The organism is Pseudomonas sp. 1L-C-7-B-C1, from assembly GCF_057291635.1.
In genome coordinates, this window is record NZ_JBXAWH010000011.1 from 149,060 (window position 1) to 171,916 (window position 22,857).

General features: G+C 60.8%; 20 protein-coding genes. 5 read left to right on the forward strand and 15 right to left on the reverse strand.

The window, feature by feature from the left end:
• Positions 1–285: 285 nt before the first annotated feature.
• A complete protein-coding gene (locus tag AC0Z8Z_RS17860; protein ID WP_485619975.1) occupies positions 286–1,563 on the reverse strand; it encodes a serine/threonine transporter in 1,278 nt (425 codons plus the stop codon).
• Between the two features lie 358 nt (positions 1,564–1,921).
• On the opposite strand from AC0Z8Z_RS17860, the gene AC0Z8Z_RS17865 reads away from it, so the two are divergent.
• On the forward strand, positions 1,922–2,371 hold the full coding sequence (locus tag AC0Z8Z_RS17865) for a DUF4440 domain-containing protein (protein ID WP_485619976.1): 450 nt from the start codon (positions 1,922–1,924) through the stop codon (positions 2,369–2,371).
• A gap of 71 nt (positions 2,372–2,442) precedes the next feature.
• Here AC0Z8Z_RS17865 and AC0Z8Z_RS17870 read toward each other — a convergent pair whose 3' ends face one another.
• On the reverse strand, positions 2,443–3,777 hold the full coding sequence (locus AC0Z8Z_RS17870; RefSeq protein ID WP_172609250.1) for an ATP-binding protein: 1,335 nt from the start codon (positions 3,775–3,777) through the stop codon (positions 2,443–2,445).
• Positions 3,774–4,457 (reverse strand): response regulator, encoded by a 684-nt coding sequence (locus AC0Z8Z_RS17875; protein WP_065993005.1) that lies wholly within the window; start codon positions 4,455–4,457, stop codon positions 3,774–3,776. Before AC0Z8Z_RS17875 ends, AC0Z8Z_RS17870 begins: the two co-directional genes overlap by 4 nt.
• A 153-nt stretch (positions 4,458–4,610) precedes the next feature.
• On the opposite strand from AC0Z8Z_RS17875, the gene dsbD reads away from it, so the two are divergent.
• The 4 genes from dsbD (at position 4,611) to AC0Z8Z_RS17895 (ending at position 8,713) form a co-directional block, all read left to right on the forward strand.
• Positions 4,611–6,386, forward strand: a complete 1,776-nt coding sequence (dsbD, locus tag AC0Z8Z_RS17880) for a protein-disulfide reductase DsbD (RefSeq protein WP_485619977.1) — start codon at positions 4,611–4,613, stop codon at positions 6,384–6,386.
• Positions 6,386–7,234, forward strand: coding sequence for a TlpA family protein disulfide reductase (locus AC0Z8Z_RS17885; RefSeq protein WP_485619978.1), 849 nt, complete (start codon positions 6,386–6,388; stop codon positions 7,232–7,234). The genes dsbD and AC0Z8Z_RS17885 overlap by 1 nt, the downstream gene beginning before the upstream one ends.
• Entirely contained in the window at positions 7,231–7,998 is a 768-nt protein-coding gene (gene dsbG / locus AC0Z8Z_RS17890; protein ID WP_485619980.1) for a thiol:disulfide interchange protein DsbG, read from the forward strand. The genes AC0Z8Z_RS17885 and dsbG overlap by 4 nt, the downstream gene beginning before the upstream one ends.
• Before the next feature lie 151 nt (positions 7,999–8,149).
• Positions 8,150–8,713 carry a TetR/AcrR family transcriptional regulator gene (locus AC0Z8Z_RS17895; RefSeq protein WP_485619982.1) on the forward strand — a complete coding sequence of 188 codons (564 nt, stop codon included), beginning with the start codon at positions 8,150–8,152 and terminating at the stop codon, positions 8,711–8,713.
• Positions 8,714–8,773: 60 nt separating this feature from the next.
• Here AC0Z8Z_RS17895 and fabF read toward each other — a convergent pair whose 3' ends face one another.
• The 12 genes from fabF to AC0Z8Z_RS17955 form a co-directional block, all read right to left on the reverse strand.
• A complete protein-coding gene (gene fabF, locus AC0Z8Z_RS17900; protein ID WP_172609255.1) occupies positions 8,774–10,048 on the reverse strand; it encodes a beta-ketoacyl-ACP synthase II in 1,275 nt (424 codons plus the stop codon).
• Between the two features lie 40 nt (positions 10,049–10,088).
• Positions 10,089–10,892, reverse strand: coding sequence for an SDR family NAD(P)-dependent oxidoreductase (locus tag AC0Z8Z_RS17905; protein WP_485619983.1), 804 nt, complete (start codon positions 10,890–10,892; stop codon positions 10,089–10,091).
• Between the two features lie 169 nt (positions 10,893–11,061).
• Positions 11,062–11,406, reverse strand: coding sequence for a ComEA family DNA-binding protein (locus AC0Z8Z_RS17910; protein WP_122535643.1), 345 nt, complete (start codon positions 11,404–11,406; stop codon positions 11,062–11,064).
• A gap of 197 nt (positions 11,407–11,603) precedes the next feature.
• Positions 11,604–13,598, reverse strand: coding sequence for a polysaccharide biosynthesis protein (locus AC0Z8Z_RS17915; protein WP_485619984.1), 1,995 nt, complete (start codon positions 13,596–13,598; stop codon positions 11,604–11,606).
• 109 nt (positions 13,599–13,707) lie between these two features.
• Positions 13,708–14,724, reverse strand: coding sequence for an MraY family glycosyltransferase (locus AC0Z8Z_RS17920; protein ID WP_485619985.1), 1,017 nt, complete (start codon positions 14,722–14,724; stop codon positions 13,708–13,710).
• Entirely contained in the window at positions 14,721–15,689 is a 969-nt protein-coding gene (locus AC0Z8Z_RS17925) for a UDP-glucose 4-epimerase family protein (protein ID WP_485619987.1), read from the reverse strand. The genes AC0Z8Z_RS17920 and AC0Z8Z_RS17925 overlap by 4 nt, the downstream gene beginning before the upstream one ends.
• Before the next feature lie 123 nt (positions 15,690–15,812).
• Positions 15,813–17,186 carry a phosphohexomutase domain-containing protein gene (locus AC0Z8Z_RS17930; protein WP_485619988.1) on the reverse strand — a complete coding sequence of 458 codons (1,374 nt, stop codon included), beginning with the start codon at positions 17,184–17,186 and terminating at the stop codon, positions 15,813–15,815.
• Positions 17,187–17,381: 195 nt separating this feature from the next.
• Positions 17,382–17,621, reverse strand: a complete 240-nt coding sequence (locus tag AC0Z8Z_RS17935) for a lipopolysaccharide assembly protein LapA domain-containing protein (RefSeq protein ID WP_122535647.1) — start codon at positions 17,619–17,621, stop codon at positions 17,382–17,384.
• A 17-nt stretch (positions 17,622–17,638) separates the two neighbouring features.
• A complete protein-coding gene (gene ihfB, locus AC0Z8Z_RS17940; RefSeq protein WP_037011901.1) occupies positions 17,639–17,938 on the reverse strand; it encodes an integration host factor subunit beta in 300 nt (99 codons plus the stop codon).
• A gap of 201 nt (positions 17,939–18,139) precedes the next feature.
• Positions 18,140–19,831 (reverse strand): 30S ribosomal protein S1, encoded by a 1,692-nt coding sequence (rpsA, locus tag AC0Z8Z_RS17945; protein WP_065992985.1) that lies wholly within the window; start codon positions 19,829–19,831, stop codon positions 18,140–18,142.
• A 121-nt stretch (positions 19,832–19,952) separates the two neighbouring features.
• Positions 19,953–20,642, reverse strand: coding sequence for a (d)CMP kinase (gene cmk / locus AC0Z8Z_RS17950; RefSeq protein ID WP_065992981.1), 690 nt, complete (start codon positions 20,640–20,642; stop codon positions 19,953–19,955).
• Positions 20,639–22,846, reverse strand: a complete 2,208-nt coding sequence (locus AC0Z8Z_RS17955; protein ID WP_485620041.1) for a bifunctional prephenate dehydrogenase/3-phosphoshikimate 1-carboxyvinyltransferase — start codon at positions 22,844–22,846, stop codon at positions 20,639–20,641. Before AC0Z8Z_RS17955 ends, cmk begins: the two co-directional genes overlap by 4 nt.
• Positions 22,847–22,857: the final 11 nt, after the last annotated feature.

A 22,857-nucleotide genomic window follows, 5' to 3' on the forward strand; every position in this document is an offset into this window, starting at 1 on the left:
CCACATGATCGGCGTTTGCTGACCGACTTTGCGATTATCCGGACCCAGGCCGGAGGCCAACGGTCTCTCACTCAACTCAGAAGTCTGCGTTGTCGGTGCCCAACTGTAGGAGCGAGCTTGCTCGCGAAGAGGTCGGTACATTCCCCGAATTTTCAGTGATGAAATCCCGTCTTCTTGAGCCATGGGTTGCGCCATCCCGTTCATGCTCACACGAGCGGTGCTGGCTATCCCGCAGCGCGCAGCTTCAGGACGACGGACGATCTGCCCTCCGCCGCCCTTGGAGCGTCACTGCAACAACGAATAAACCAGCGCCGAGATAGAGATCAGTCCGACCACCACCACAAACACGTTCGACAGCTTTCCCGCATACCGGCGCATGGCTGGCACTTTGCGCACGGCGTACATCGGCATGAGGAACAGCAGCGCCGCGATCACCGGACCGCCGAGGGTTTCGATCATCCCGAGAATACTTGGGTTGAGCGTTGCCACCAGCCAGCAGACCACCAGCATGAAGCCTGCGGTCAGGCGATCAAGCGTACGCGGTGAAGGACGGCGGCCGGTTTTCAACACCAGACCCTTTAGGCCTTCGCTGGCGCCGATGTAGTGGCCCAGAAACGACTTGGTGATCGCGACGAAAGCAATCAGCGGCGCGGCAAACGCGATGGTCGGGTTGCTGAAATGGTTGGCCAGATAGGACAGGATCGACAGGTTCTGCGCCTTGGCTTCCGCCAGTTGCTCCGGCGCCAGGGTCAGCACGCAGCTGAAGACAAAGAACAGCACCATGACCACCATCAGCAGATGGGCGCGGGCCAGGATCTGCGAGCTGCGCGGTTCGGCCTGCTCGCCATATTGACGCTTCTGGTCGACGGCAAATGCCGAAATGATGGGCGAATGGTTGAACGAGAAGACCATCACCGGAATCGCCAGCCACAGCGTGTGCAGCAGTGCCGAAGGTGCCGGAAAGCTGCTTGCCGTGGTGAGAATGCCGCCGTTCCAGTGCGGAATCAGAAACACGGCGAGGAACAGCAGCGCCACGATGAACGGGTACACCATCAGGCTCATGGCTTTGACGATGATCTGCTCACCGCAACGCACCACCGCCAGCAGGCCGAGGATCAGCACGAACGCCAGCAGCGCGCGGGGCGGCGGCGGCACATGCAGTTGGTGCTCCATGAAGCTGCCCACGGTGTTGGTCAGCGCCACGCTGTAGATCAGCAGGATCGGAAACACGGCGAAGAAATACAGCAGGGTGATCAAGGCACCCGCTTTCTTGCCGAAATGCTGCTCGACCACCTCGGTGATGTCCGCCCCATTGCGGCCCGACAGCACAAAGCGGGTCAGCCCGCGGTGCGCATAGAAGGTCATCGGGAAGGCCAGCACGGCCAGAATCACCAGCGGCCAGAACCCGCCGATACCCGCGTTGATCGGCAGAAACAACGTGCCCGCGCCGATGGCGGTGCCGAACAGCCCGAGCATCCAGGTGGTGTCGTTGCGGTTCCAGGTCGTCACGTTCGCGGGTGCGGCGTCGACGGTGTGTTCGACGCTGTTGGCCTGATCATTCATCCGGTCGATTCTCCGTTGCCGGTGATAGCTACATGGTCAAAAGCGCGTCGAAAAAACATGGCAGTCGGCGCCCCTGACCGGTTCTCTACAGGGAAAGGGGCGGGATTGTCCGGGATTGGAGAGCAGAATCAAAGGCTTGTCGGACCAAAAGCCCTCGGGCCGGGATCATCGAAGTTTCAAACCGGGTTAACTTCCTGGGTAAATCAGCCACGTTTCTTACTTAATCAATCGGACAATTCCCACATCAGAGACGGCTGATTTAGTTCACGAAACGTATTGTAAATCCACGGCAGTACAACTTTAAGTCGTCCTCCCTTAGGCTCTCGACCCACATTGAACCGCCCATGGAAGGTAACGCATGCTCAAGACTTTTGCCGTCATCACACTGCTCACTGCCAGCACTTACGCGAGTGCAAACAACGCCCCCGCACACTGCGCAACACTTGATCAGCAGCAAGCGAAAATCCTGTTCGAACGCTGGAACAACACACTGCAAACCGGCGATTCTCGTAAGGTCGCCGCGAACTACACGTCCGACGCCGTGCTGCTTCCGACCCTCTCCAACCGGCCCAGAACAGACCTTGCCGGCAAACTCGATTACTTCAACACGTTTCTTAGAAAGAAGCCGTTCGGCACCCTCGACAGCAGCACTGTTATTACAAGTTGCAACAGTGCAATCGATACCGGCCTGTACACGTTTCGTTTCAGCGATAACTCAGAAGTCCAGGCACGTTACACCTTCACTTACGCACTTGTTGATAACGAGTGGCTGATTACCTCCCATCACTCTTCGGCCATGCCGGAGTAGCGGACATTCAGCCAACAGTCGGCCTGATGTGCAACGGCAGGCCGACTCCACTTTCAGACCCTTCCCACACGTCACTCGCCTGCGACATCGCGCCGCAACGGCATGCTCAGCTCCACCCGCAAACCGTCATGACGGCTGTCAAAGCGAAGCGAACACGCGCAACGCTGCACGATAGCCTGAACGATCGCCAGCCCCAGGCCCGCGCCAGGGCTTTTGCCGTTGCGCCAGAAGCGCTGGGTGAGCTTGTCCAGGTCCGGCTCGGGAATGCCGGGGCCATGATCGCGAACGCGGAAATGCGCCTGCCCGTCGAAGGTTTCAACGCTCAGTTCCACCTGCGCCGCGGCCTGGCTGTGGCGCAGGGCGTTGTCCAGCAGATTGCGCAGTGCGGCCACCGCCAGCGCCGCCGGCATTTGTAGTGCAGCGCTGGACAACTGCGACGGAAGGATCAGTTCGATGCGCTGTTCATCGCCGTGACTGGCATCGTGAATCGCCAGCCGCGCGACCTGCTCGGCATCGCACTGCACGCCATCATCGAACGACAGGCTGCCCTCGACACGGGCCAACAACAGCAGCTGTTCGAGGGTGCGGTGCATGCGGTCAGCGCCCTCCTCCGCATGGGCCAGCGCCGTGTCGCGCTTCTGGCCGTCGGTCATCCGCGCCACCTGCAGATGGGTCTTGATGGCCGTGAGCGGGCTGCGCAGTTCATGGGCGGCGTCGCCGGTCAGCCGACGTTCGCGCTCAAGGGTCTGGGCGATACGCTGAAACAACTGGTTCTGGCTTTTCAGCAGCGGCTGAAGTTCGCTGGGCAGGTTGGGCACGTCCAGTGGCTCGACCGAATCGGCGCTGTGACGATTCAACGCATCGCGCATGCGGTTGAGCGGCGCCAGCCCCCGGCCGATGCCGAACCAGACCAGCGCCAGGCTGCCGAACAGCGCGACCAGCACCGGCACCGATGCCGCCAGCAGCACCGAGTGCCCGAGCACATCGCGTTCGATCTGGCGGTCGGCAGTGCTCACCCGCACGTTGTCATGCATCATCGTGTACACGCGCCAGTGGTCGCCGTTGATCATTTGGTCATGGAAGCCGCTGGCATCGGCCTTCAGCGGTTCGCTCGGCGAGCTATCGGTGCGCGCCAGCACTTGCCCGCGCAGGGAACTCAACTGACAGGCCATGCCGTTGGGCAACGCCGGATCATCGGCCCGCAGCGAGCGAGTGTCGCTGCCGGTGGGCATTTGCATCTGTTCGAGCAGCCCCGCCACCATCCGCGCCGAGGCCTCAAGGCGTTGATCGAGGGATTGCATCATCTGCGTGCGCAAGTCGCGCAGCATCCACGCCGCCGCCAGCACCCAGATCAGAATGAACGCCGAGCCCAGGATAAGGCTCAGCCGTGTGCGCAGGCTCATCATGGCGTGGGCTCCGAATCATGACCGGCCGGGCCGAGCCGATAACCGAGCCCGCGGACAGTTTCGATGATACGGCCGCCCAGCTTGCGCCGCAGGTGGTGGATATGAACATTGAGGGCGTTGCTCTCCACTTCGTCGCCGAAGCCGTACACGCAGTCTTTTAGCTGTTCGCCCGAAAGCACGCGCCCGCTGTTGTTGAGCAACGCTTGCAGCAGGGCCTGTTCACGGCGGGACAGATCAACCGGCTGACCGGCAAGGCGGGTTTCCCGGCTGCTCGGGTCATAGCTGAGCACCCCATGTTCGATCACATTGACGCTGCGCCCGGCCATGCGGCGCACCAGGGTATGCAGACGCGCGCTGAGTTCACGCAAGTCGAAGGGCTTGAGCAGGTAATCGTCCGCGCCGGCCTGCAAGCCGTCGACACGGTCGGTGACGGTATCGCGAGCGGTAAGAATGAGCACCGGGATTTCCACGCCCTGCTGGCGAATCTGGCGCAACAGCTTCAGGCCATCTTCATCGGGCAGGCCGAGGTCGAGAATCATCACGTCGAAATGTGCGGCCGACAGCATCGCCCGGGCGGACGAGGCCGTGGCCACGCGGTCCACCGTCAGGCCCTGGGCATCGAGGCCTGCGACGATGCCGCTGGCAATCAGGTCGTCGTCTTCACAAAGCAGTACGTGCATGGTCGGCCCCGAAAAAAAGGCGATTGAAGCGCAGAGGGATTAACGGCGGATTATGCACGAGCCGCCGCAGACACGACGCGCCCCATCGGGTTAATCGACTGTTAATCGCCACTGCGCAGGCTTGGCCCCATTCACTAAGGATGGAAAGAATGCATGCGTAATCTGTGGTTGGTGATGTTGATCCTTTTCCCGCTGCTGGCGCAGGCCCTGCCCGGCGGCGACACTTTCCCGTCCAGGACCGGCCCCTCACTCTTCAGCGAGAAGCCGGATTTTCTGCCGGCCAATAAAGCGTTTATCTTCACCCCGGAACGCCTGGCGTCCGGGGAAACCCGCCTGTACTGGCAAATTGCGGACGGCTATTACCTGTACCAGCAACGGCTCAGGTTCGAAGGACTGAACAAGGAACAGCAGCCCGTCCTGCCGACCGGTGAAGATCATCACGATGAGTATTTCGGCCAGCAGCAGGTTTATCGGCAAGCCCTTGAACTCACGATTCCGGCCTCGGCCAGTGGTCAGATCAAAGTGAGCTGGCAGGGCTGCGCCGATGCCGGCTTGTGTTATCCCCCGCAAAGCGAGCCCGTCAGTGTGGGCAGCGGCAACGGACAACCCGCCAACGCTCAAGTCGGCGATCAGGCTGAAGATCAAGCGCTGGCCAGTGGCCTCGCGCAACGTTCTCTGGCCCTGAGCCTGCTGGCGTTTTTCGGGCTGGGTCTGCTGCTGGCGTTCACCCCGTGTTCACTGCCGATGCTGCCGATCCTGGCCGGCGTGGTAGTCGGCAGCGGCGCGAGACCGGCACGAGGTTTTGCGCTGGCCGGCGTTTACGTGCTGAGCATGGCGTTGATCTATGCCGGGCTGGGCGTGGTCGCCGCGCTGTTGGGCAGCAACCTGCAATCGACCCTGCAACAGCCGTGGCTGCTGGGCAGTTTCGCGGTGCTGTTTGTGCTGCTTGCGCTGCCGATGTTTGGCTTCTTCGAGCTGCAGTTGCCGGGTTTCCTGCGCGACCGTCTGGAGAAGGCCGGGCGTCAGCGCCACGGTGGCAGTCTGTTGGGCGCATCTGTTCTCGGCGCGCTGTCGGGACTGATGATCGGCCCCTGCATGACCGCACCACTGGCGGGCGCGCTGCTGTATATCGCCCAGAGCGGCAATGCGCTGCATGGCGCCCTGGTGTTGTTGGTCATGGGGCTGGGCATGGGCCTGCCGTTGTTGCTGCTGGTCACGGTCGGCACGCGTTTTCTGCCTAAACCGGGGGCCTGGATGAACCTGGTCAAAGGCCTCTTCGGGTTTCTACTACTGGGCACGGCGCTGATCATGATCCGGCCGCTGCTCGCCGACGTGCTGTGGCTGGCGCTGTTCGGCGTGCTGCTGATTGTGGTTGCTTATAGCGCTATCCTGCAGACCCGGTTGCTGCCACGCGCCTCACTCCTCTGCGCACCCATCGGCCTGGTCGTGGGGCTGTGGGGCGTGATGATGGTGACCGGCGCGGCGGCGGGCGGCGACGATCCCTGGCAGCCGCTCAAGCTCTACAGCGGGTCGAGTTCGTCTACCGCGATTGAGGCCCATGATGCATTCACCACTATCAAGGACCCGCAGGCCCTAGACCGGGAACTCGCCGCCGCCGTAGCCGCCGGGCAGTGGGTGCTGGTCGACTACTACGCCGACTGGTGCGTGTCCTGCAAGATCATGGAGAAGAACGTGTTCGCCAAGGCTGAAACCCTGCAGGCATTGAACGGCGTGCGCCTGCTGCGCCTTGATGTCACGGCCGACAACGACGCCAGCCGCGCGCTGCTCGTTCGTTTCAACGTGCTGGGCCCGCCGACGCTGGTGTGGATCGCACCGGACGGCAGCGAAAGGCGTGATCGGCGAATCACCGGCGAAGTCGACCTTGAGGGCTTTTTGCAGCATTGGCAGACGACCCGGGGGCGTGGCTGATGCTGAGTTTTTCCGTCGGGCCGTTCGCCCTGTCGCTCAACCATCTGCTGCTGCTCGTTGCCCTCGCGCTGGCGACGTTGGTCGGCTGGATCAGTGGCCGCAAGCAGAGGATCAACCCGGAACGCGCCGTGTTCGGCCTGTTCATGTTCGGGCTTCTGGTGGCGCGTCTGGCGTTCGTCGCGCGCTACTGGCCGCAGTATGAGAGTGACCCGCTGCGCATCGTCGATATCCGCGACGGCGGCTTCAGTACCTGGCCCGGCGTGATCGCCGTTGTGGCCAGCGCCGTCACGATGGTGTGGCGGCGACCGTTGCAGCGCAGGCCACTGGGGTGGGGCGTCGCCAGCGGATTGCTGTTCTGGTGGCTGAGCAGTCTGGCGGTCGAAAGCGTTCGTCAGGATGCCCCGCTGCCGGATCTGGCGTTTCGCAATGACAAGGGCGAGCGCGTTCACTTGCGCGACTACGTCGGGCGCAAGCTGGTGATCAACCTGTGGGCGACGTGGTGCCCGCCCTGCCGGAGGGAAATGCCAGTCCTGCAAGCCGCGCAACAGGCTAATCCCGACGTCGCGTTTCTGTTCGTCAATCAGGGAGAAAGCCCACGTGACGTGGCGGCCTTTCTCGGCAGCCAGGGTCTGCAACTGGATAACATGTTGTTCGATGACAGCGGTGATCTGGGTCGACATGCCGGATCAGCCGCCCTGCCCACGACGCTGTTTTACGGCGAGAACGGCCGACAACAGGACGGGCATCTGGGCGAACTGTCCAGCGCCAGCCTGAAACATTACCTGGACGGTTTCGGCCAGCCTGTCTCCTCTTCCACCCCGTCTTCACAGCAAAGGATCATTCCATGAATTTTATTCACCCTGCGTTCATCGCCGTCGCCGTTTCGCTCAGCCTGCCAGCCTCGCTGGTTCACGCCGAAGACTTGCCCGCTCCGATCAAGGCACTGGAGGCCAAGGGCGCGACTATCAAAGGCAGCTTCGACGCGCCGGCCGGACTGAAGGGTTACGCCGCCGAGTACCAGGATCAGGGCATGGCGCTGTACCTGACCCCTGACGGCAAGCATGTGCTCGCCGGCAATCTGTTTAATGAAAAAGGCGAAGACCTGAGCACCGCGCCCCTGCAGAAACTGGTCTATGGGCCAATGGCCGAGGCGATGTGGAGCCGCATGGAAAACAGCACCTGGATCGCCGACGGTGCCAAAACTGCGCCCAAAATCATCTACCTGTTCAGCGACGCCAACTGCCCCTACTGCAACCTGTTCTGGGAGCAGGCGCGGCCATGGGTCAAATCGGGGAAAGTACAGTTGCGCCACATCATGGTCGGCGTGATCCGCGAGGACAGCGCCGCCAAAGCCGCGAGCCTGCTGGCCGACGCGAACCCGGAAGTCGCCCTGCAGAACCACGAGCAGGCGGGCAAAGCCAGCACGCTCAAGGCCATGCAAAACATCCCCAAAGACATCCAGACAAAACTCGACGCCAACATGAAACTGATGGAAGACATGGGCCTTTCGGCCACCCCGTCGATTTTCCACAAGGACGAGGCCGGACACCTCCAGCAGCAACAAGGCGCGCCCCGGCCTGAGGCGCTGGCGAAAATGATGGGGCCGAAATAAAGGCGCTGTGACGCCGTCGTCATCAGCGGGCTGTAAATGAGGCGCTCTGACCGGTGGCGACACGCGATCCAACGTGGCTACTGCGCGGGCCTGTCAGACGTGTAAAAATGTCGACCACCATTTCAAGAGCCACAATCGGGAGGCTCGCTCCATGCGTTACGCCGAAGATCACAAAGCCCAGACCCACCAGCGCATCCTTCAGGAAGCCGCCGCGCGCTTTCGCCGTGACGGCATTGGCGCCACCGGTTTGCAGCCGTTGATGAAGGCATTGGGACTGACCCATGGCGGTTTTTACGCCCATTTCAAATCCAAGGACGACCTGGTCGAAAAATCCCTGCGATGTGCCGTTGATCAATTGCATGCTTCACGGGCCGAGAAACTGGCCGAAGACAGCTCGACCCAGGCGTTCATCGACCTGTACCTGTCGACCGCCCATCGCGATCATCCGGAAAAGGGCTGCCCGCTGCCGACCATGGCGTCCGAGCTGGGCCAGCGCGGGCAACCGAGCGAGATCACCGACGAGTTGATCAACCGCATGCTCGCCACCCTCGAAGCCGGAATGCCGGCCGACGGGCCAAGCAGCGACAAGAGCGTGATGCTGATGTCCGGGCTGGTGGGGGCGATGGTGCTGGCGCGCAGCGCGAAAGATCCGGCGCTGGCCGAGCGAATCCTCGAGACCACCCGCGATCAGCTCAAGCAACTGATCGAAGGCTGACCCTCACTTCCCTGCCCTCTTCGCGGCAGGGAAGCGTCACATTTAGTTCACTGAGGCCTCTCAGGGATGCCAGCGACGGAACAACACGCTGGCGTTCACGCCCCCGAAGCCAAAACCGTTCGACAGTGCGTACTCGATGTTCATCGGACGTGCCTTGCCGTGGACGATGTCGATGCCTGTTGCCGCCTCGTCAGGGTTCTCCAGATTCAGCGTCATCGGCGCGATCTGATCGCGGATCGCCAACGCCGTGAAGATTGCCTCGATACCGCCTGCTGCGCCGAGCAGGTGCCCGGTGGCTGATTTGGTCGACGTCACCGCAACACCATTCTGGTCACCAAACACCGTTTTGATCGCCGCCATTTCACCCTTGTCCCCCACCGGGGTGGACGTGGCGTGGGCGTTGACGTGCTGGACGTCGGCAGGTTGGATGCCAGCCTGACGGATCGCTGCCTGCATTGCCCGGCGCGCACCACTGCCATCTTCCGGCCCGGCCGTCAGGTGATAGGCGTCAGCGCTGGTGCCGTAACCGACCAGTTCGACAATGGGCGTGGCGCCGCGGGCGAGTGCATGCTCCAGGGTTTCGATGACGATGATCCCCGCGCCCTCGCCCATGACGAAGCCGTCGCGGTCCCGGTCGAATGGCCTTGAAGCGCGCTCCGGCGTGTCGTTGAAGCCATTGGAGAGCGCCCGCGCCGCCGCGAAGCCACCCAGGGCAACGCGATCGATGCAGGCCTCGGCGCCACCGCAGATGGCCACGTCCGCTTCACCGTTGCGGATCAGCCGCGCGGCATCGCCGATCGCCTGGACGCCCGCTGCACATGCGGTGACCGGAGCGCCCAGCGGGCCTTTGAAACCGTGCTGGATCGACACATGCCCGGCTGCCAGATTGACCAGAAACGACGGAATGGTGAACGGCGACAGACGCCGCGGCCCACGGGTATCCGTGATGCGCACGGCCTCGGCGATGGCACCGAAACCGCCCACGCCGGCGCCGATGATGGTCGCGGTGCGTTCGCGTTCTTCCTCGGTGGACGGCGCCCAACCCGCCTGCTTGACTGCCTGTTGCGCAGCGCCCAGGGCAAAGAGGATGAAGCGGTCCATCTTCTTCTGCTCCTTGGGCGGCGCGGCAGCGTCAGCATCAAATCCGGCTTCAGGGTCTTGCTCCAGCGTCGGCACCGGGCCGCCGACTTTCCCCGCCAGATCAGCCACCGTCTGCTCAGGCAACTGCACAATGCCGGAGCGGCCTTCGAGCAACCGCTTCCATACCGCTTCGACGCCGGAGCCCAATGGCGTTACCAGCCCCATACCCGTCACTACGATGCGACGCTCACTCATGGGTTCACCTTTTCCTCGTTTTTGGCAGTGGCCGGCACCGTTAAGCGCCCGCCGTTTTGTAACGTTGCGCCGCGTGCTGCAGCGACAGATTCGGGCCCAGCGCCAGGCGTGCCTGGGTGAAAGCCTGCCAGTGCGCGGCATCGGGCAGCGATGGAATGGTGACCAGCTCCTTCTGATCAAACCCGGCCAAGGCGGCGTCGACCATTTCGTTGACGTCCATGACCATCTCCGCCGGGAAGGCATTGATGTCCATGCCCGCGCGCTCCCAGATTTCAGTACGTGTGGCACCGGGCATTACCGCCTGAACCTGCACGCCCTTTTCGCTCATCTCGGCGGCGAGCGACTGGGTGAGGCTCAACACATACGCCTTGCTGGCGGCGTACACCGCGTTGAAGCGTTCCGGCAACAGTGGCACCACGGACGCGATGTTGATGATCGCCCCGGTACCGCGCGTCGCAAAACCGGCCGCTGCGGCTGAAGCCAGATGGGTCAGCGCAACGATATTGAGTTGGATCAGACGGTCCACTTCGCCCATATCCGATTCAGCGAGGGGCGTGCTCAGTGCAACCCCGGCGTTGTTCACCAGCAGCGTGATCAATGCGTCCGTGCGCAGCCGTTGCTCGAGGGCACTGACGTCTGCGGGCTGGATCAAGTCGGCTTTCACCACCTCGACATTGATCGAATGTTTCGCGCGCAGATCCGTCGCCAGCGCTTCCAGGCGCGCTTGGTCACGGGCCACCAGGATCAGATCAAATCCGCGCTGTGCCAAGCGGTCCGCGTAGGTGAAGCCAATGCCCGACGATGCGCCGGTGATGACAGCTTTGCCTTGATTTTGACTCGTCATGAACGTTCTCCACGGGTAAGTGAGCGTAGCTGCGGAGGGATATTACGCCCGTAATTTAAAAAATCATATGTCGATCGTCATTTTTCTGATCGGTCCGCGAACGGCGAGCTTTGAGTTATTGCAGGCATGAAAAAGGCCGATCAGTGATCGGCCTCAGGCTCATGGGGTTTCAGTCAATCGACAGCTTGTCGCGGTTCTTGTCCAGCAGCGCCTTGCCAATGCCTTTCACTTCGATCAACTCGTCGACGGCCGTAAAGCCGCCGTGCTCTTCACGGTACGCGATGATGGCATTGGCCTTGGCGGCGCCGATGCCTGATAGCTCTTTCTGCAGGGTCTCCGCACTGGCGGCGTTGAGATTGACCTTTGAGCCCTGCACACCCAGCGGAGCGGAAATCGCAGGCTTGGCGACGTCTGCCGGCGTGGTGGCAGGGGCGGCGGAAGTCGCGGCATTCACGGCGAGGGATGTACCCGCCAGCAGCGCGAAGATCAAGGAGGACAGATAAGAAGTACGCATGAGTCATGCTCCATGGGCATCGTAAGTGGAAGCAGCATTCCTGAGCTGCTTCCCAAACCTAGCCGATGGCGGCAGTGCGTCAATGCAGGGATCGGTGACCGGATATGTCCCGGCCCGCAGGCCCGGTATATATGGGGCTCCCGCCCGATTCAGGCCCGGTTTGGCTGAGTAAGAAAAGGTTTCCGCGACGCGTGCGCTTACGGTTCCCGACGACGCTGCTGATGAATCCAGTCGACGATATCGCCTTCCGGGGCGTAGCCGCTGACGGTGTCACCGAGGATCTGCCGAACGCGAGTGTAATCGTCATCGTCGAGCGCCTTGAGCAGATGCGAGAGGCTTTGCTTGAAGACGTCCCACGACAGGAAGTCTTCTTGGGCGCTCATGATCATCGGGTGGCGAGTCGCCGCAACGTTGTTGCCGATCAACAGCTCCTCGTAGAGCTTCTCGCCAGGCCGCAGCCCGGTGAATTCGATGGCAATGTCGCCTTGCGGGTTGTGTTCCGAGCGAATGCTCAGGCCCGACAGATGCACCATCTTCTCCGCCAGCTCGATGATGCGCACCGGCTCGCCCATATCGAGCACGAACACGTCGCCGCCCTGCCCCATGGAACCTGCCTGAATCACCAGTTGCGCGGCTTCCGGGATAGTCATGAAGTAGCGGGTGATCTTCGGGTGCGTGACCGTCAGCGGCCCGCCGGATTTGATCTGCTGATGAAACAGCGGAATCACCGAGCCGGAGGAACCCAGCACGTTGCCGAAGCGCACCATGATGAATCGCGTCTTGTTGACCTGATGCACATTGGAGCGGTCGCCGAACATCACCGGCGCGGTTTCGCGGCTCAACGCCTGCAGCGTCAGCTCGGCCAGTCGCTTGGTGCTGCCCATCACGTTGGTCGGGCGCACGGCCTTGTCGGTTGAAATCAGCACGAAGTTGGCCACGCCCGCCTGCAGCGCCGCCTGGGCAGCATTCAGCGTACCGACCACATTGTTGAGCACGCCCTCGGCAATGTTGTGCTCGACCATCGGCACATGCTTGTAAGCCGCCGCGTGGTAGACGGTATTGACCTGCCAGGTTTTCATCACGTCCAGCAGCTTGGCGTGATTGCGGATCGAACCCAGAATGGGCAGCACTTTGACCTTGAGCGACTCCCGAGCGACGCGTCGCTCCAGCTCGGTGAGGATCGTGTACAGGTTGAATTCGCTGTGATCGAGCAGCAACAGCGTGGTCGGCTTCAGGAGCAGGATTTGCCGGCACAGCTCCGAACCGATCGAGCCCCCCGCCCCGGTCACCAGCACGCACTGATTCTTGATGCAGTGTTCGAGCAATTCTTCCTGGGCAGGCACTGCGTCGCGACCGAGCAGGTCGGCGATGTCGACTTCCTGAAGATCGTCGACCTTCACCCGTCCCGCGGCCAGATCAGAGAAATTCGGCACGCTGCGCACGTGCAGCGGGAAGCCCTCGAGAAAGCCCAGAATTTCCCGTCTGCGCGCCCGTGCCGAGGACGGGACCGCCAGCAGGATTTCCTGCGCGCCCGTGACGTTGATCATCTGCTGGATGTGCTTGGGCTTGTAAACCTGCAGCCCGGAAATGACCCTGTTGGAGATCGAATCATCGTCGTCGATGAATGCCACCGGACGCATTGACCGGCCCATGCGCAATGCGGCAACCAACTGGTTACCCGCCGCACCGGCACCATAAACGGCCACTTTGGGCAGCCCATCGTCCCGGGTCGCAAACGGAACATGGCGAACGGCGGAGAACCAGTCCCCCAGGAAATACTGACGCATGGCCAGGCGCAGTCCGCCAATCATGACCATGCTCAGCCACCAGTAATTGAACATCACCGATCGCGGCACCACATGCTGGTGGTTGCTGTAGAGGTAGACGATAAACCCGAGAATCAGCGCCGAGAGGCTGACAGCCTTGATGATCGCGATCAGCGCGTCATTGCCGAAATAGCGCATGACCGCGCGGTACATGCCGAAACGAATGAACAGCGGGATAGCAACAACCGGCGCACAGGCGAACAGCCAGGTGTGGATTTCCAGGGGGTTGATGAGTTCGTCGATGCCCAGGCGGACGACAAACGCCATCCACAAGGCAAACCAGATCAGACAGACGTCTGCGGCGACCTGCATGATCCGCTTGTGCCGGCGAGGCAGCGCCAGCAGCGAAGTACGAATTTTCTCCATTTTCCCCTCAAGCACGCGTTCAAACTCCTTCCAGTCGACCCCAGCGCTGACCATTGATTCCTGTCCCGCCGGGGATTCGGATCAACAGCTTCAGCGCCAATGTCCACACTCAGCTCTTTTCAAGCGCCCCTGCTTTGAACAGGACCGCCAGAGCGAGCAGTGGAGCGTAAGCAATGATCACGCCGAGTGCGCCGTCCAGCTTGAAACGGATGACACACACAGCGACCGGCAACAGCCAGCACAGATTGATTACACCGACTGCGGACGTCACCGGAAGGTGCTTGCCAAAACGTCGCGAGGCGAATTGATAAGCGTGACTTCTGTGAGCCTCATAGACCTTGTCGCCCCGAACGAGCCGACGGATGAGGGTTACCGTAGCGTCTACGATGAAAACCCCGAGGAGAATAAGCCATACCCACAAGAACTGCGAGGAAATCCACGTGCCCTGCAGTGACAGACAGCCCAGCATGATGCCGAGGAATCCGCTGCCGGCGTCGCCCATGAAGATCTTTGCCGGGGGAAAATTCCAGAACAGAAAGCCCGTCACTGCGCACGCCAGCAGGACCGGCAGCCACACCAGCGAGGCGAAGCCGCTCAGCGCGTAGATGATCGCCGCGCCCACGCAGACACAGATCGCCTCAACGCTGGCAATGCCATCGATGCCGTCCATGAAGTTGTACAGATTGAGCAGCCACACCAGATAGAACGCCGCCAGCACGTTAACGATCAAGCCCGGCGCCAGCGTCATGCCGAACACGCTGATCGCAGGAAGACCACCCAGCCAGAACAACGCCCACACCGCAGAAAAAAAATGCCCCAGCAGACGCCATCGCGCTGCGATATGACCATGATCGTCGAGAAACCCCAGTGCGGCGATCAATGCGCCAGCGCCAAACATGGCCAGAAACAGGTCGCGCCCCAACAGTCCTGTAGAGACCATCCAGACCAGCACCACCAGGTAACTGATGACAATCGCCACACCGCCGCCGCGCGGCGTCGGAATCGTATGGGAGCTTCTGCCGTTGGGAATATCAATCAGGCTCTTGTGCAGCGCATACCATCGCAATACATGCGTCAGCGCAAACGAAAAGACCACAACAGCAACCGCGACCCACCAATAGTTCATGCTCGATCCGTAACCAGAAAATGCTCGACGGTCTTCTTCAAGCCGTCCTCTACCGATACCGGGGGCTGCCACTGCAACCGCTCGCGGTTTTTGCTGATGTCCACCCGCAGCGATCCCAGCACCCGCTCGGCCGCGGATTTGCGACCCAACAGGGTGGCGCCGAGCATGATAAGGGATTCGGGGACCGGAATGAGCCAACCGGATGCACGCAGGTGCGCGCTGAGGCGGCTGGCCAGTTCAGTGGTCGACAAATCCCGGCCATCACTGACCAGAAAAACCTGATTCGCGGCAGCAGGATGATCGATGCAAACCTGGATAAGGTCGATCAGGTTATCCAGCGAAACCAGACTGCGTGCGTTGTTCACTGAACCGAGGGGTAACGGCACACCTCTGCGCAACGTGCGCATCAGTTGCAGGAAATTGGCTTTGACCCCGGGCCCGTACACCAGGACCGGACGGATGATCACCACTTCCATCTTAGAGGTCTTTGCGAGGGTCAGAAGGCCCTGTTCCGCTTCGTGCTTGGAAATGGCGTAGGGATCGCTCGGATTGGGAGCGTCGTCCGCACGAAAGCATTCGCCCCGTGCCGTTGATTCGCCGTTGACCTTGATCGTACTGATGAAGATGAAGCGCCGGACACCGGCTGCAGCGGCCTGCTCCGCCAGATGCAGCGTGCCGAGGGTGTTGACCTCCCGGTACAGCGAAAGCGGGTCAGCGGCCGTGTCGTGCATGACATGCACACGCGCTGCCGCATGAACGACCGTATCGACGTCGTGTAGGACTGTCTGCCATGAGGTGTCGGCATTCAGCCCGGCAACAATGGCCGTCGTAACGGTTGGAGAAGAGTGGGTCGTCGCTTGTCTGCTGACCGCGACAATGTGCGCGTCAGACAGGTGTGCAAGGTGGTCAACCAGCGCTGTTCCTAAAAATCCCGAACTCCCTGTTACCAGGATTTTTCTGGTCATATCCGATCCATGCACATAAAGATTCGCCGTCCATCATGACGACCGCTGCGTGGCAGCGGCGCCATTGTAGACGATTGACTCGCGGCCCTGCCATTCAGTCAGCAGGGCCGTGGGCCAGGTGCATCACTTGCCGTTGATCAGCGCTTCGATCTCTTTGACCTTGGCTTCTACCAGGGCAGGATCACGGCGGCTTTCCACGTTCAGGCGCAGCAAGGGCTCGGTGTTCGAGCCGCGCAGGTTAAAGCGCCATTCGGCGAACTCGAGGCTAATGCCGTCGGTTCCGTCGATGTTCGAGCAAGACGGCGTGTAGTGCTCCAGGATCTTGGCGATGATGGATTTGACGTCTTCAACCTTGTAGTTGATTTCGCCGCTGCACGGGTAGGCCGCCATGCGCTCATCAACCAGTTGCGAGAACTTCTTGCCGGACACGGACATCAGCGCGGCGACCAGCAGCCACGGGATCATGCCGCTGTCGCAGTAGGCGAAATCGCGGAAGTAGTGGTGAGCACTCATCTCGCCGCCATACACGGCATCTTCCAGGCGCATGCGCTCCTTGATGAACGCATGGCCGGTTTTGCACAGCACCGGCGTACCGCCCGCCTGCTTGACCTGATCGATAGTGTTCCAGGTCAGGCGTGGGTCATGAATGATTTTCGAGCCGGGGTGTTGCTTGAGCAGCATTTCGGCCAGCAGGCCCACCAGGTAGTAACCCTCAACGAAGCGGCCTTGCTCGTCAAAGAAGAAACAACGGTCAAAGTCACCGTCCCACGCCAGGCCCAGGTCACAGCCGTGCTTGAGCAGCGCGTCGCGGGTGATGCTGCGGTTTTCCGGGAGCAGCGGGTTCGGCACGCCGTTGGGGAAATTGCCATCCGGTTCAGCGTTGATGATCACCCACTCGAAAGGCAGCTGGGAGCGGATCGCGTCCAGTGCAGGACCGACAGCGCCGTTGCCCGGGTCGGCGAGGATCTTCAGTGGACGAAGGTCGGCACCTTTGACGTAGGTCAGCAGGTGCTCGATGTAGGCGGTTTTGTCCGGCTTGGACTGGACGCTGCCGTGCTGAGCCGCCACTTGACCGAAGTCGCCCGCATCCACGCGCTGGCGAATGGCATCGAGGCCGGTATCACCACTGATGGGACGGGACGACTTCTGGACCAGCTTCATGCCGTTATAACCCTTCGGGTTATGACTGGCTGTGACCATCACGCCGCCGTCTGCATCGTAGTGGCTGGTGGCGAAGTAGACTTCTTCGGTGCCGCACAGGCCGATGTCGATGACATCGGCGCCGGCTTCCTGAATGCCTTTGATCAATGCCTGAGCGAGAGCCGGGCTTTCAAGACGCATGTCTCGGCCTACAACGATATTTTTGGCACCCAGTTCAAGAACCATGGACCGACCGATGCGGTACGCGATGTCATCATCGAGGTCATTGGGCACTTGGCCACGGATGTCGTAGGCCTTGAAGCAGCGAGTCTGCAGAGCGGGATAGTCGGAACTCATGTGTAAAAACCTATGCGACGAAAAAACCCGAAGGTTCCTCTGTTCAGTAGAAGCAGCTCGAATAACGAACTGCACGCAACCCTCGCGCCTGAAAGCTTGAGGCGTGGGTTAGGCATTAAAAAAGGAGATTAGTTATAAGTGCGCTTGTAATTATCTTCAACGCAAGCGTTGAGGTGTCTGGCGCGCGGGATTCTATCAGGGCAGACGTGACGCTTTGGGCTTCCTGCGCAGACGCGCGATTGAGACCAACAGGGGGCCAATCAGCATGCCCACCAGCAGTGCAAAGATCACCGGCACGGCGACAGGCAGCTCGGGCGCATTCCAGCCAAAGAACACCAGTGCAACGGCTTGCTGGTTTTCCAGCACAAATACAACAATCGCCGCTGCGATCAACAGGGCGATAACTAAAAAGATCAGACGCTTTACATTTCGCATGAGAACCCCTCAAAGAGCTATTGGAGCTCATGCTCCTCTTCTTCGTTCACCCGGTCGCGGAGCTCTTTGCCTGGCTTGAAGTGAGGGACAAACTTGCCGTCGAGGCTGACAGACTGACCTGTCTTTGGATTACGGCCTACGCGGGGCGCGCGGTAATGCAGCGAGAAGCTGCCGAAGCCGCGTATTTCAATACGGTCGCCCGTCGCAAGGCACTGCGACATCTGCTCAAGCATGGTCTTGATGGCCAACTCCACATCTTTGGATGAGAGCAGTCCTTGATGGGTGACAATTCGTTCGATCAACTCCGACTTCGTCATATTTTTCCCTTCTTTTTCAAGCAGCTAGGTAAAGCGCTTTGAAGGTTTTAGCATGACCTGAAGGATTTGAACAGAGTGTGTCCAGACTTAAATGAGACGAGCTTCTAGATCGTCAACCGGCCAATGGCCGAATCTGCCGTAAAACACCCGCCCACAAAAAAGGGCGACCGAAGTCGCCCTTTTTCAATGGTCAGACAGAACTCAGTTCTGTTTTTCCATTTGAGCACGCAGCAGGTCACCCAGAGTGGTAGGACCAGTGCTTTCAGCGGTTTCAGGCTTGCTACGCAGGCTCTGAATCGCTTCTTTCTCGTCTTCAACGTCTTTCGACTTGATGGACAAGCTGATCACGCGGCTCTTGCGGTCAACGCTGATGATCTTGGCTTCGATCTCTTCGCCTTCTTTCAGGACGTTACGCGCGTCTTCAACGCGGTCACGGCTGATTTCGGAGGCTTTGAGGGTCGCTTCGATGTCGTCGGCCAGAGTGATGATGGCGCCTTTGGCGTCAACTTCTTTAACGATACCGCGGACGATAGCGCCTTTGTCATTGACAGTGACGTACTCGGAGAACGGATCGCTTTCCAGCTGCTTGATGCCCAGCGAGATGCGCTCACGCTCTGGATCAACCGACAGGATCACGGTGTCAAGCTCGTCGCCCTTCTTGAAACGACGTACGGCTTCTTCGCCCACCTCGTTCCAGGAGATGTCGGACAGGTGAACCAGACCGTCGATGCCGCCGTCCAGACCAATGAAGATACCGAAATCGGTGATCGACTTGATGGTGCCGGAGATCTTGTCGCCCTTGTTGAACTGGCCAGAGAAATCTTCCCACGGGTTAGATTTGCACTGCTTGATGCCGAGGGAGATACGACGACGCTCTTCGTCGATGTCCAGAACCATGACTTCCACTTCGTCGCCAACCTGAACGACTTTAGACGGGTGGATGTTCTTGTTGGTCCAGTCCATTTCGGAAACGTGTACCAGGCCTTCCACGCCTTCTTCCAGCTCTGCGAAGCAGCCGTAGTCGGTCAGGTTGGTAACACGCGCGGTGACGCGAGTGCCTTCCGGGTAACGAGCCTTGATAGCAACCCATGGATCTTCACCCAGTTGCTTCAGACCCAGGGAAACACGATTGCGCTCGCGATCGTACTTCAGGACCTTTACATCGATCTCATCGCCAACGTTGACGATTTCCGATGGATGCTTGATACGCTTCCAGGCCATGTCGGTGATGTGCAGCAGGCCATCGACGCCACCCAGATCGACGAATGCGCCGTAATCGGTGAGGTTCTTGACGATACCCTTGACCTGTTGGCCTTCCTGCAGCGATTCCAGCAGAGCTTCGCGCTCGGCGCTGTTTTCGGCTTCGAGGACACTGCGACGGGAAACGACAACGTTGTTGCGCTTCTGGTCCAGCTTGATGACCTTGAATTCCAGCTCTTTGCCTTCCAGGTGCGTGGTGTCGCGCACTGGACGGACGTCAACCAGAGAACCTGGCAGGAACGCACGGATGCCGTTAACGTCGACTGTGAAGCCGCCTTTAACCTTACCGTTGATAACGCCCTTGACCACTTCCTCAGCTGCGAAAGCCGCTTCCAGAACGATCCAGCACTCGGCACGCTTGGCTTTTTCGCGGGACAGCTTGGTTTCGCCAAAGCCGTCTTCGACCGCGTCCAGCGCAACGTGCACTTCATCGCCAATCTTGATGGTCAGCTCGCCAGCGTCGTTGTGGAACTGCTCCAGCGGGATGAGGCCTTCAGACTTCAGACCAGCGTGAACGGTGACCCAACCAGCCTGGTAATCGATATCGACGATGATCGCGGTGATGATCGAACCGGCCTGAAGGTTAAGAGTCTTTAGGCTTTCTTCGAAAAGTTCAGCAAAGCTTTCGCTCATTTTAATTCCTGTTGATAAGGGCGAAGAATACGCCCATCTGCCACGCTCCAGACAACGTGGGTTTCGTTCATATGAAAGAAAGCCTGCGGGACTATGACTGGTCTCCCACATGGCTTTCTGGTCATCCGGCGAGATCGCGGAGTGCGACTTCACTCAGGATGCGTTCAAGCACCTGCTCGATGGACAATTCGGTGGAATCCAGCTGAATGGCGTCATGCGCCGGCTTGAGCGGGGCTACCGCTCGCTGGGTGTCGCGCTCGTCGCGGACACGGATCTCATCTAGCAGACTCGGCAGACTAACATCGTCACCCTTGGCCTTCAACTGCAAATATCGTCGGCGGGCACGCTCGTCGACGCTGGCCGTCAGAAAAATCTTCAATGGCGCGCCGGGAAATACCACCGTGCCCATGTCGCGGCCGTCGGCAATCAGCCCCGGAAACTCCTGAAACGCCCGCTGGCGCTGCAGCAGTGCTTCGCGAACCGCCGGCAACGAGGCCACCTGCGACGCGCCACTGCCCACGTGCTCATTGCGGATGGCCGACGTCACGTCCTCACCTTCCAGGATAATGCGCTGACCGTGGTCGTCGGTCGCCGCCATAAACTGCACATCCAGATGCGCAGCCAGCAGCTTCAATGCTTCTTCATTGGTCAGGTCGACGCCATGGTTGACCGCGGCGAAGGCCAGCAGCCGATACAGCGCGCCGGAATCCAGCAGGGACCAGCCCAGACGTTTGGCCAGCTTGCCCGCCACTGTGCCCTTTCCGGAACCGCTGGGTCCGTCGATCGTAATGACCGGAGCTTGAACTTTCACGATTGCCCCTCTTGCGTTACACGAATACCCACCTGAGCACACAGCGTCAGGAAACTGGGAAATGAAGTCGCCATATTGGCGCAGTCCCGGATGTGGATCGGACTGGCCGCGCGCAGCGACGCGATACTGAATGCCATGGCGATGCGGTGATCACCCTGCGCATTGATTTCACCACCGCCGACGGTTCCACCATCAATAATGATGCCATCTGCGGTCGATTCAACGTTTATACCGAGCGTCGCCAGACCGTCGGCCATGGCTTGAAGACGGCCGGATTCCCTGACGCGTGAGCCCTGAGCACCGTTGAACACTGTTCGCCCTTCCGCGCACGCGGCGGCAATAAAGAGTGCTGGAAGCTCGTCGACCGCCAAAGACACCAGCGTCTGTGGAACGGCGGTACCCATGAGGCGCGCAGGGCGCACGTGCAGATCAGCCACCGGCTCACCGCCCGCATCGCGCGGGTTGTGCAGCGTGATGTCCGCGCCCATCAGACGCAGGACATCAATAACGCCGGAGCGCGTCGGGTTGACGCCCACGCCTTCCAGAATCAGGTCGGAGCCTTCGGCGATGGACGCTGCCACCATAAAGAACGCCGCAGAGGAGATGTCGCCGGGCACTTCGATGGGTGCGCCCTTGAGCTCTCCCCCTGACTGCAGCGCCGCAGTCCCGTCATGGACAGCAACCGAATGGCCGAACCCTTGCAGCATACGCTCGGTGTGGTCCCGGGTCGGCGCCGACTCATGCACCATCGTTGTGCCATTTGCGTAAAGACCGGCGAGCAACAGCGCGGATTTCACCTGAGCACCGGGCAACGGCATGTCGTAGCGGATGGCCTGAAGCCCCTGCCCGCCGCGAACGGTCAGCGGCGGTCGGCCGTCCTCTGCGGTTTTGATCACCGCGCCCATCTGGCGCAATGGCGCGACGACAGTGGTCATCGAGCGCCGGGACAGCGAGGCATCGCCGGTCAGCACGCTGTCGAATCGCTGCGCGGCCAACAGGCCACAGAGCAGGCGCATCGACGTGCCCGAGTTACCCAGATAAAGCGGCCCCGGCGCCGGTTGAAGCCCGTTGAGGCCGACGCCGTGAATGGTGAGGCGACCGTGGTGCGGCCCTTCGATGACTACGCCCATGTCGCGGAAGGCCTGCAACGTTGCCAGCGCGTCCTCACTTTCCAGAAAGCCTTCGACGACGCTGGTGCCTTGGGCCAGTGACCCGAGCATGATCGCCCGGTGGGAAATCGACTTGTCCCCCGGCACGCGAACCCGCCCCCTGACTACGCCGCCCGGCTGGGCAATAAAGCTGAGGTCGGCGCCTGAGGTTTTTTCAACGTAAGCACGACGGGCGAGGATCTTGCCGAAATGCTCGCGGGCGACGCGAGCCCGGGTGAACACACCGAGCAACTGATGTCCGTCGCCTGCATCGACCGCGTCGCGCAACGCATCCAGGTCGCTGCGGAAGGTGTCGAGGGTGCGCAGCACAGCCTCGCGATTCGCCAGGAAGATGTCATGCCACATCACCGGATCGCTGCCGGCGATGCGCGTAAAGTCGCGGAAGCCGCCCGCGGCATAACGGAAGATATCGAGGTTTTCGTTGCGCTTGGCCAGGGAATCCACCAGACCGAAGGCCAGGAGGTGAGGCAAATGACTCGTCGCCGCCAGCACCTCATCGTGACGCTCGACCTGCATGTGCTCCACGTCAGCGCCCAGAGCCGACCAGAGACGATCGACCAGCGCCAGCGCAGAAGAGTCGGTTTCAGCGAGCGGTGTAAGGATGACTTTGTGCCGCTTGAATAGCTCGGCGTTGGAGGCTTCCACTCCGCTCTGCTCGGAGCCGGCAATCGGGTGGCCGGGTACGAAGCGCGCGGGCATCACACCAAACGCCTCGCGGGCAGCACGGACCACATTGCCTTTGGCGCTGCCGACATCGGTCAGCACGGCATTGCCCAGGTCCAGGCCTGCCAGTATCCCGAGGAGCTTTTCCATGGCCAAAATCGGCACGGCCAACTGAATGACGTCCGCCCCTGTGCAAGCGGCAGCGAGACTGTCTTCACAGCGATCAACCACGCCCAGTTCGACGGCCAGTGTGCGCGATTGCGGGTCGAGATCGACGCCCACCACTTCGCGACACAAGCCACTCTCCCTCAAGCCTTTGGCGAATGACCCTCCGATCAAGCCGAGGCCGACCACCACCAGGCGGCCGATCACAGGCTCAGCGG

Bases quoted from the DNA above. Each gene is read 5' to 3' on its own strand.
- dsbG (WP_485619980.1), top strand. From the start codon at position 7,231: ATGAATTTTATTCACCCTGCGTTCATCGCCGTCGCCGTTTCGCTCAGC.
- AC0Z8Z_RS17920 (WP_485619985.1), bottom strand. From the start codon at position 14,724: ATGAACTATTGGTGGGTCGCGGTTGCTGTTGTGGTCTTTTCGTTTGCG.
- ihfB (WP_037011901.1), bottom strand. From the start codon at position 17,938: ATGACGAAGTCGGAGTTGATCGAACGAATTGTCACCCATCAAGGACTG.
- AC0Z8Z_RS17885 (WP_485619978.1), top strand. From the start codon at position 6,386: ATGCTGAGTTTTTCCGTCGGGCCGTTCGCCCTGTCGCTCAACCATCTG.
- dsbD (WP_485619977.1), top strand. From the start codon at position 4,611: ATGCGTAATCTGTGGTTGGTGATGTTGATCCTTTTCCCGCTGCTGGCG.
- AC0Z8Z_RS17910 (WP_122535643.1), bottom strand. From the start codon at position 11,406: ATGCGTACTTCTTATCTGTCCTCCTTGATCTTCGCGCTGCTGGCGGGT.
- AC0Z8Z_RS17860 (WP_485619975.1), bottom strand. From the start codon at position 1,563: ATGAATGATCAGGCCAACAGCGTCGAACACACCGTCGACGCCGCACCC.
- AC0Z8Z_RS17935 (WP_122535647.1), bottom strand. From the start codon at position 17,621: ATGCGAAATGTAAAGCGTCTGATCTTTTTAGTTATCGCCCTGTTGATC.
- AC0Z8Z_RS17865 (WP_485619976.1), top strand. From the start codon at position 1,922: ATGCTCAAGACTTTTGCCGTCATCACACTGCTCACTGCCAGCACTTAC.
- AC0Z8Z_RS17895 (WP_485619982.1), top strand. From the start codon at position 8,150: ATGCGTTACGCCGAAGATCACAAAGCCCAGACCCACCAGCGCATCCTT.
- AC0Z8Z_RS17915 (WP_485619984.1), bottom strand. From the start codon at position 13,598: ATGGAGAAAATTCGTACTTCGCTGCTGGCGCTGCCTCGCCGGCACAAG.
- AC0Z8Z_RS17925 (WP_485619987.1), bottom strand. From the start codon at position 15,689: ATGACCAGAAAAATCCTGGTAACAGGGAGTTCGGGATTTTTAGGAACA.
- fabF (WP_172609255.1), bottom strand. From the start codon at position 10,048: ATGAGTGAGCGTCGCATCGTAGTGACGGGTATGGGGCTGGTAACGCCA.
- AC0Z8Z_RS17905 (WP_485619983.1), bottom strand. From the start codon at position 10,892: ATGACGAGTCAAAATCAAGGCAAAGCTGTCATCACCGGCGCATCGTCG.
- AC0Z8Z_RS17875 (WP_065993005.1), bottom strand. From the start codon at position 4,457: ATGCACGTACTGCTTTGTGAAGACGACGACCTGATTGCCAGCGGCATC.
- rpsA (WP_065992985.1), bottom strand. From the start codon at position 19,831: ATGAGCGAAAGCTTTGCTGAACTTTTCGAAGAAAGCCTAAAGACTCTT.
- AC0Z8Z_RS17930 (WP_485619988.1), bottom strand. From the start codon at position 17,186: ATGAGTTCCGACTATCCCGCTCTGCAGACTCGCTGCTTCAAGGCCTAC.
- AC0Z8Z_RS17870 (WP_172609250.1), bottom strand. From the start codon at position 3,777: ATGATGAGCCTGCGCACACGGCTGAGCCTTATCCTGGGCTCGGCGTTC.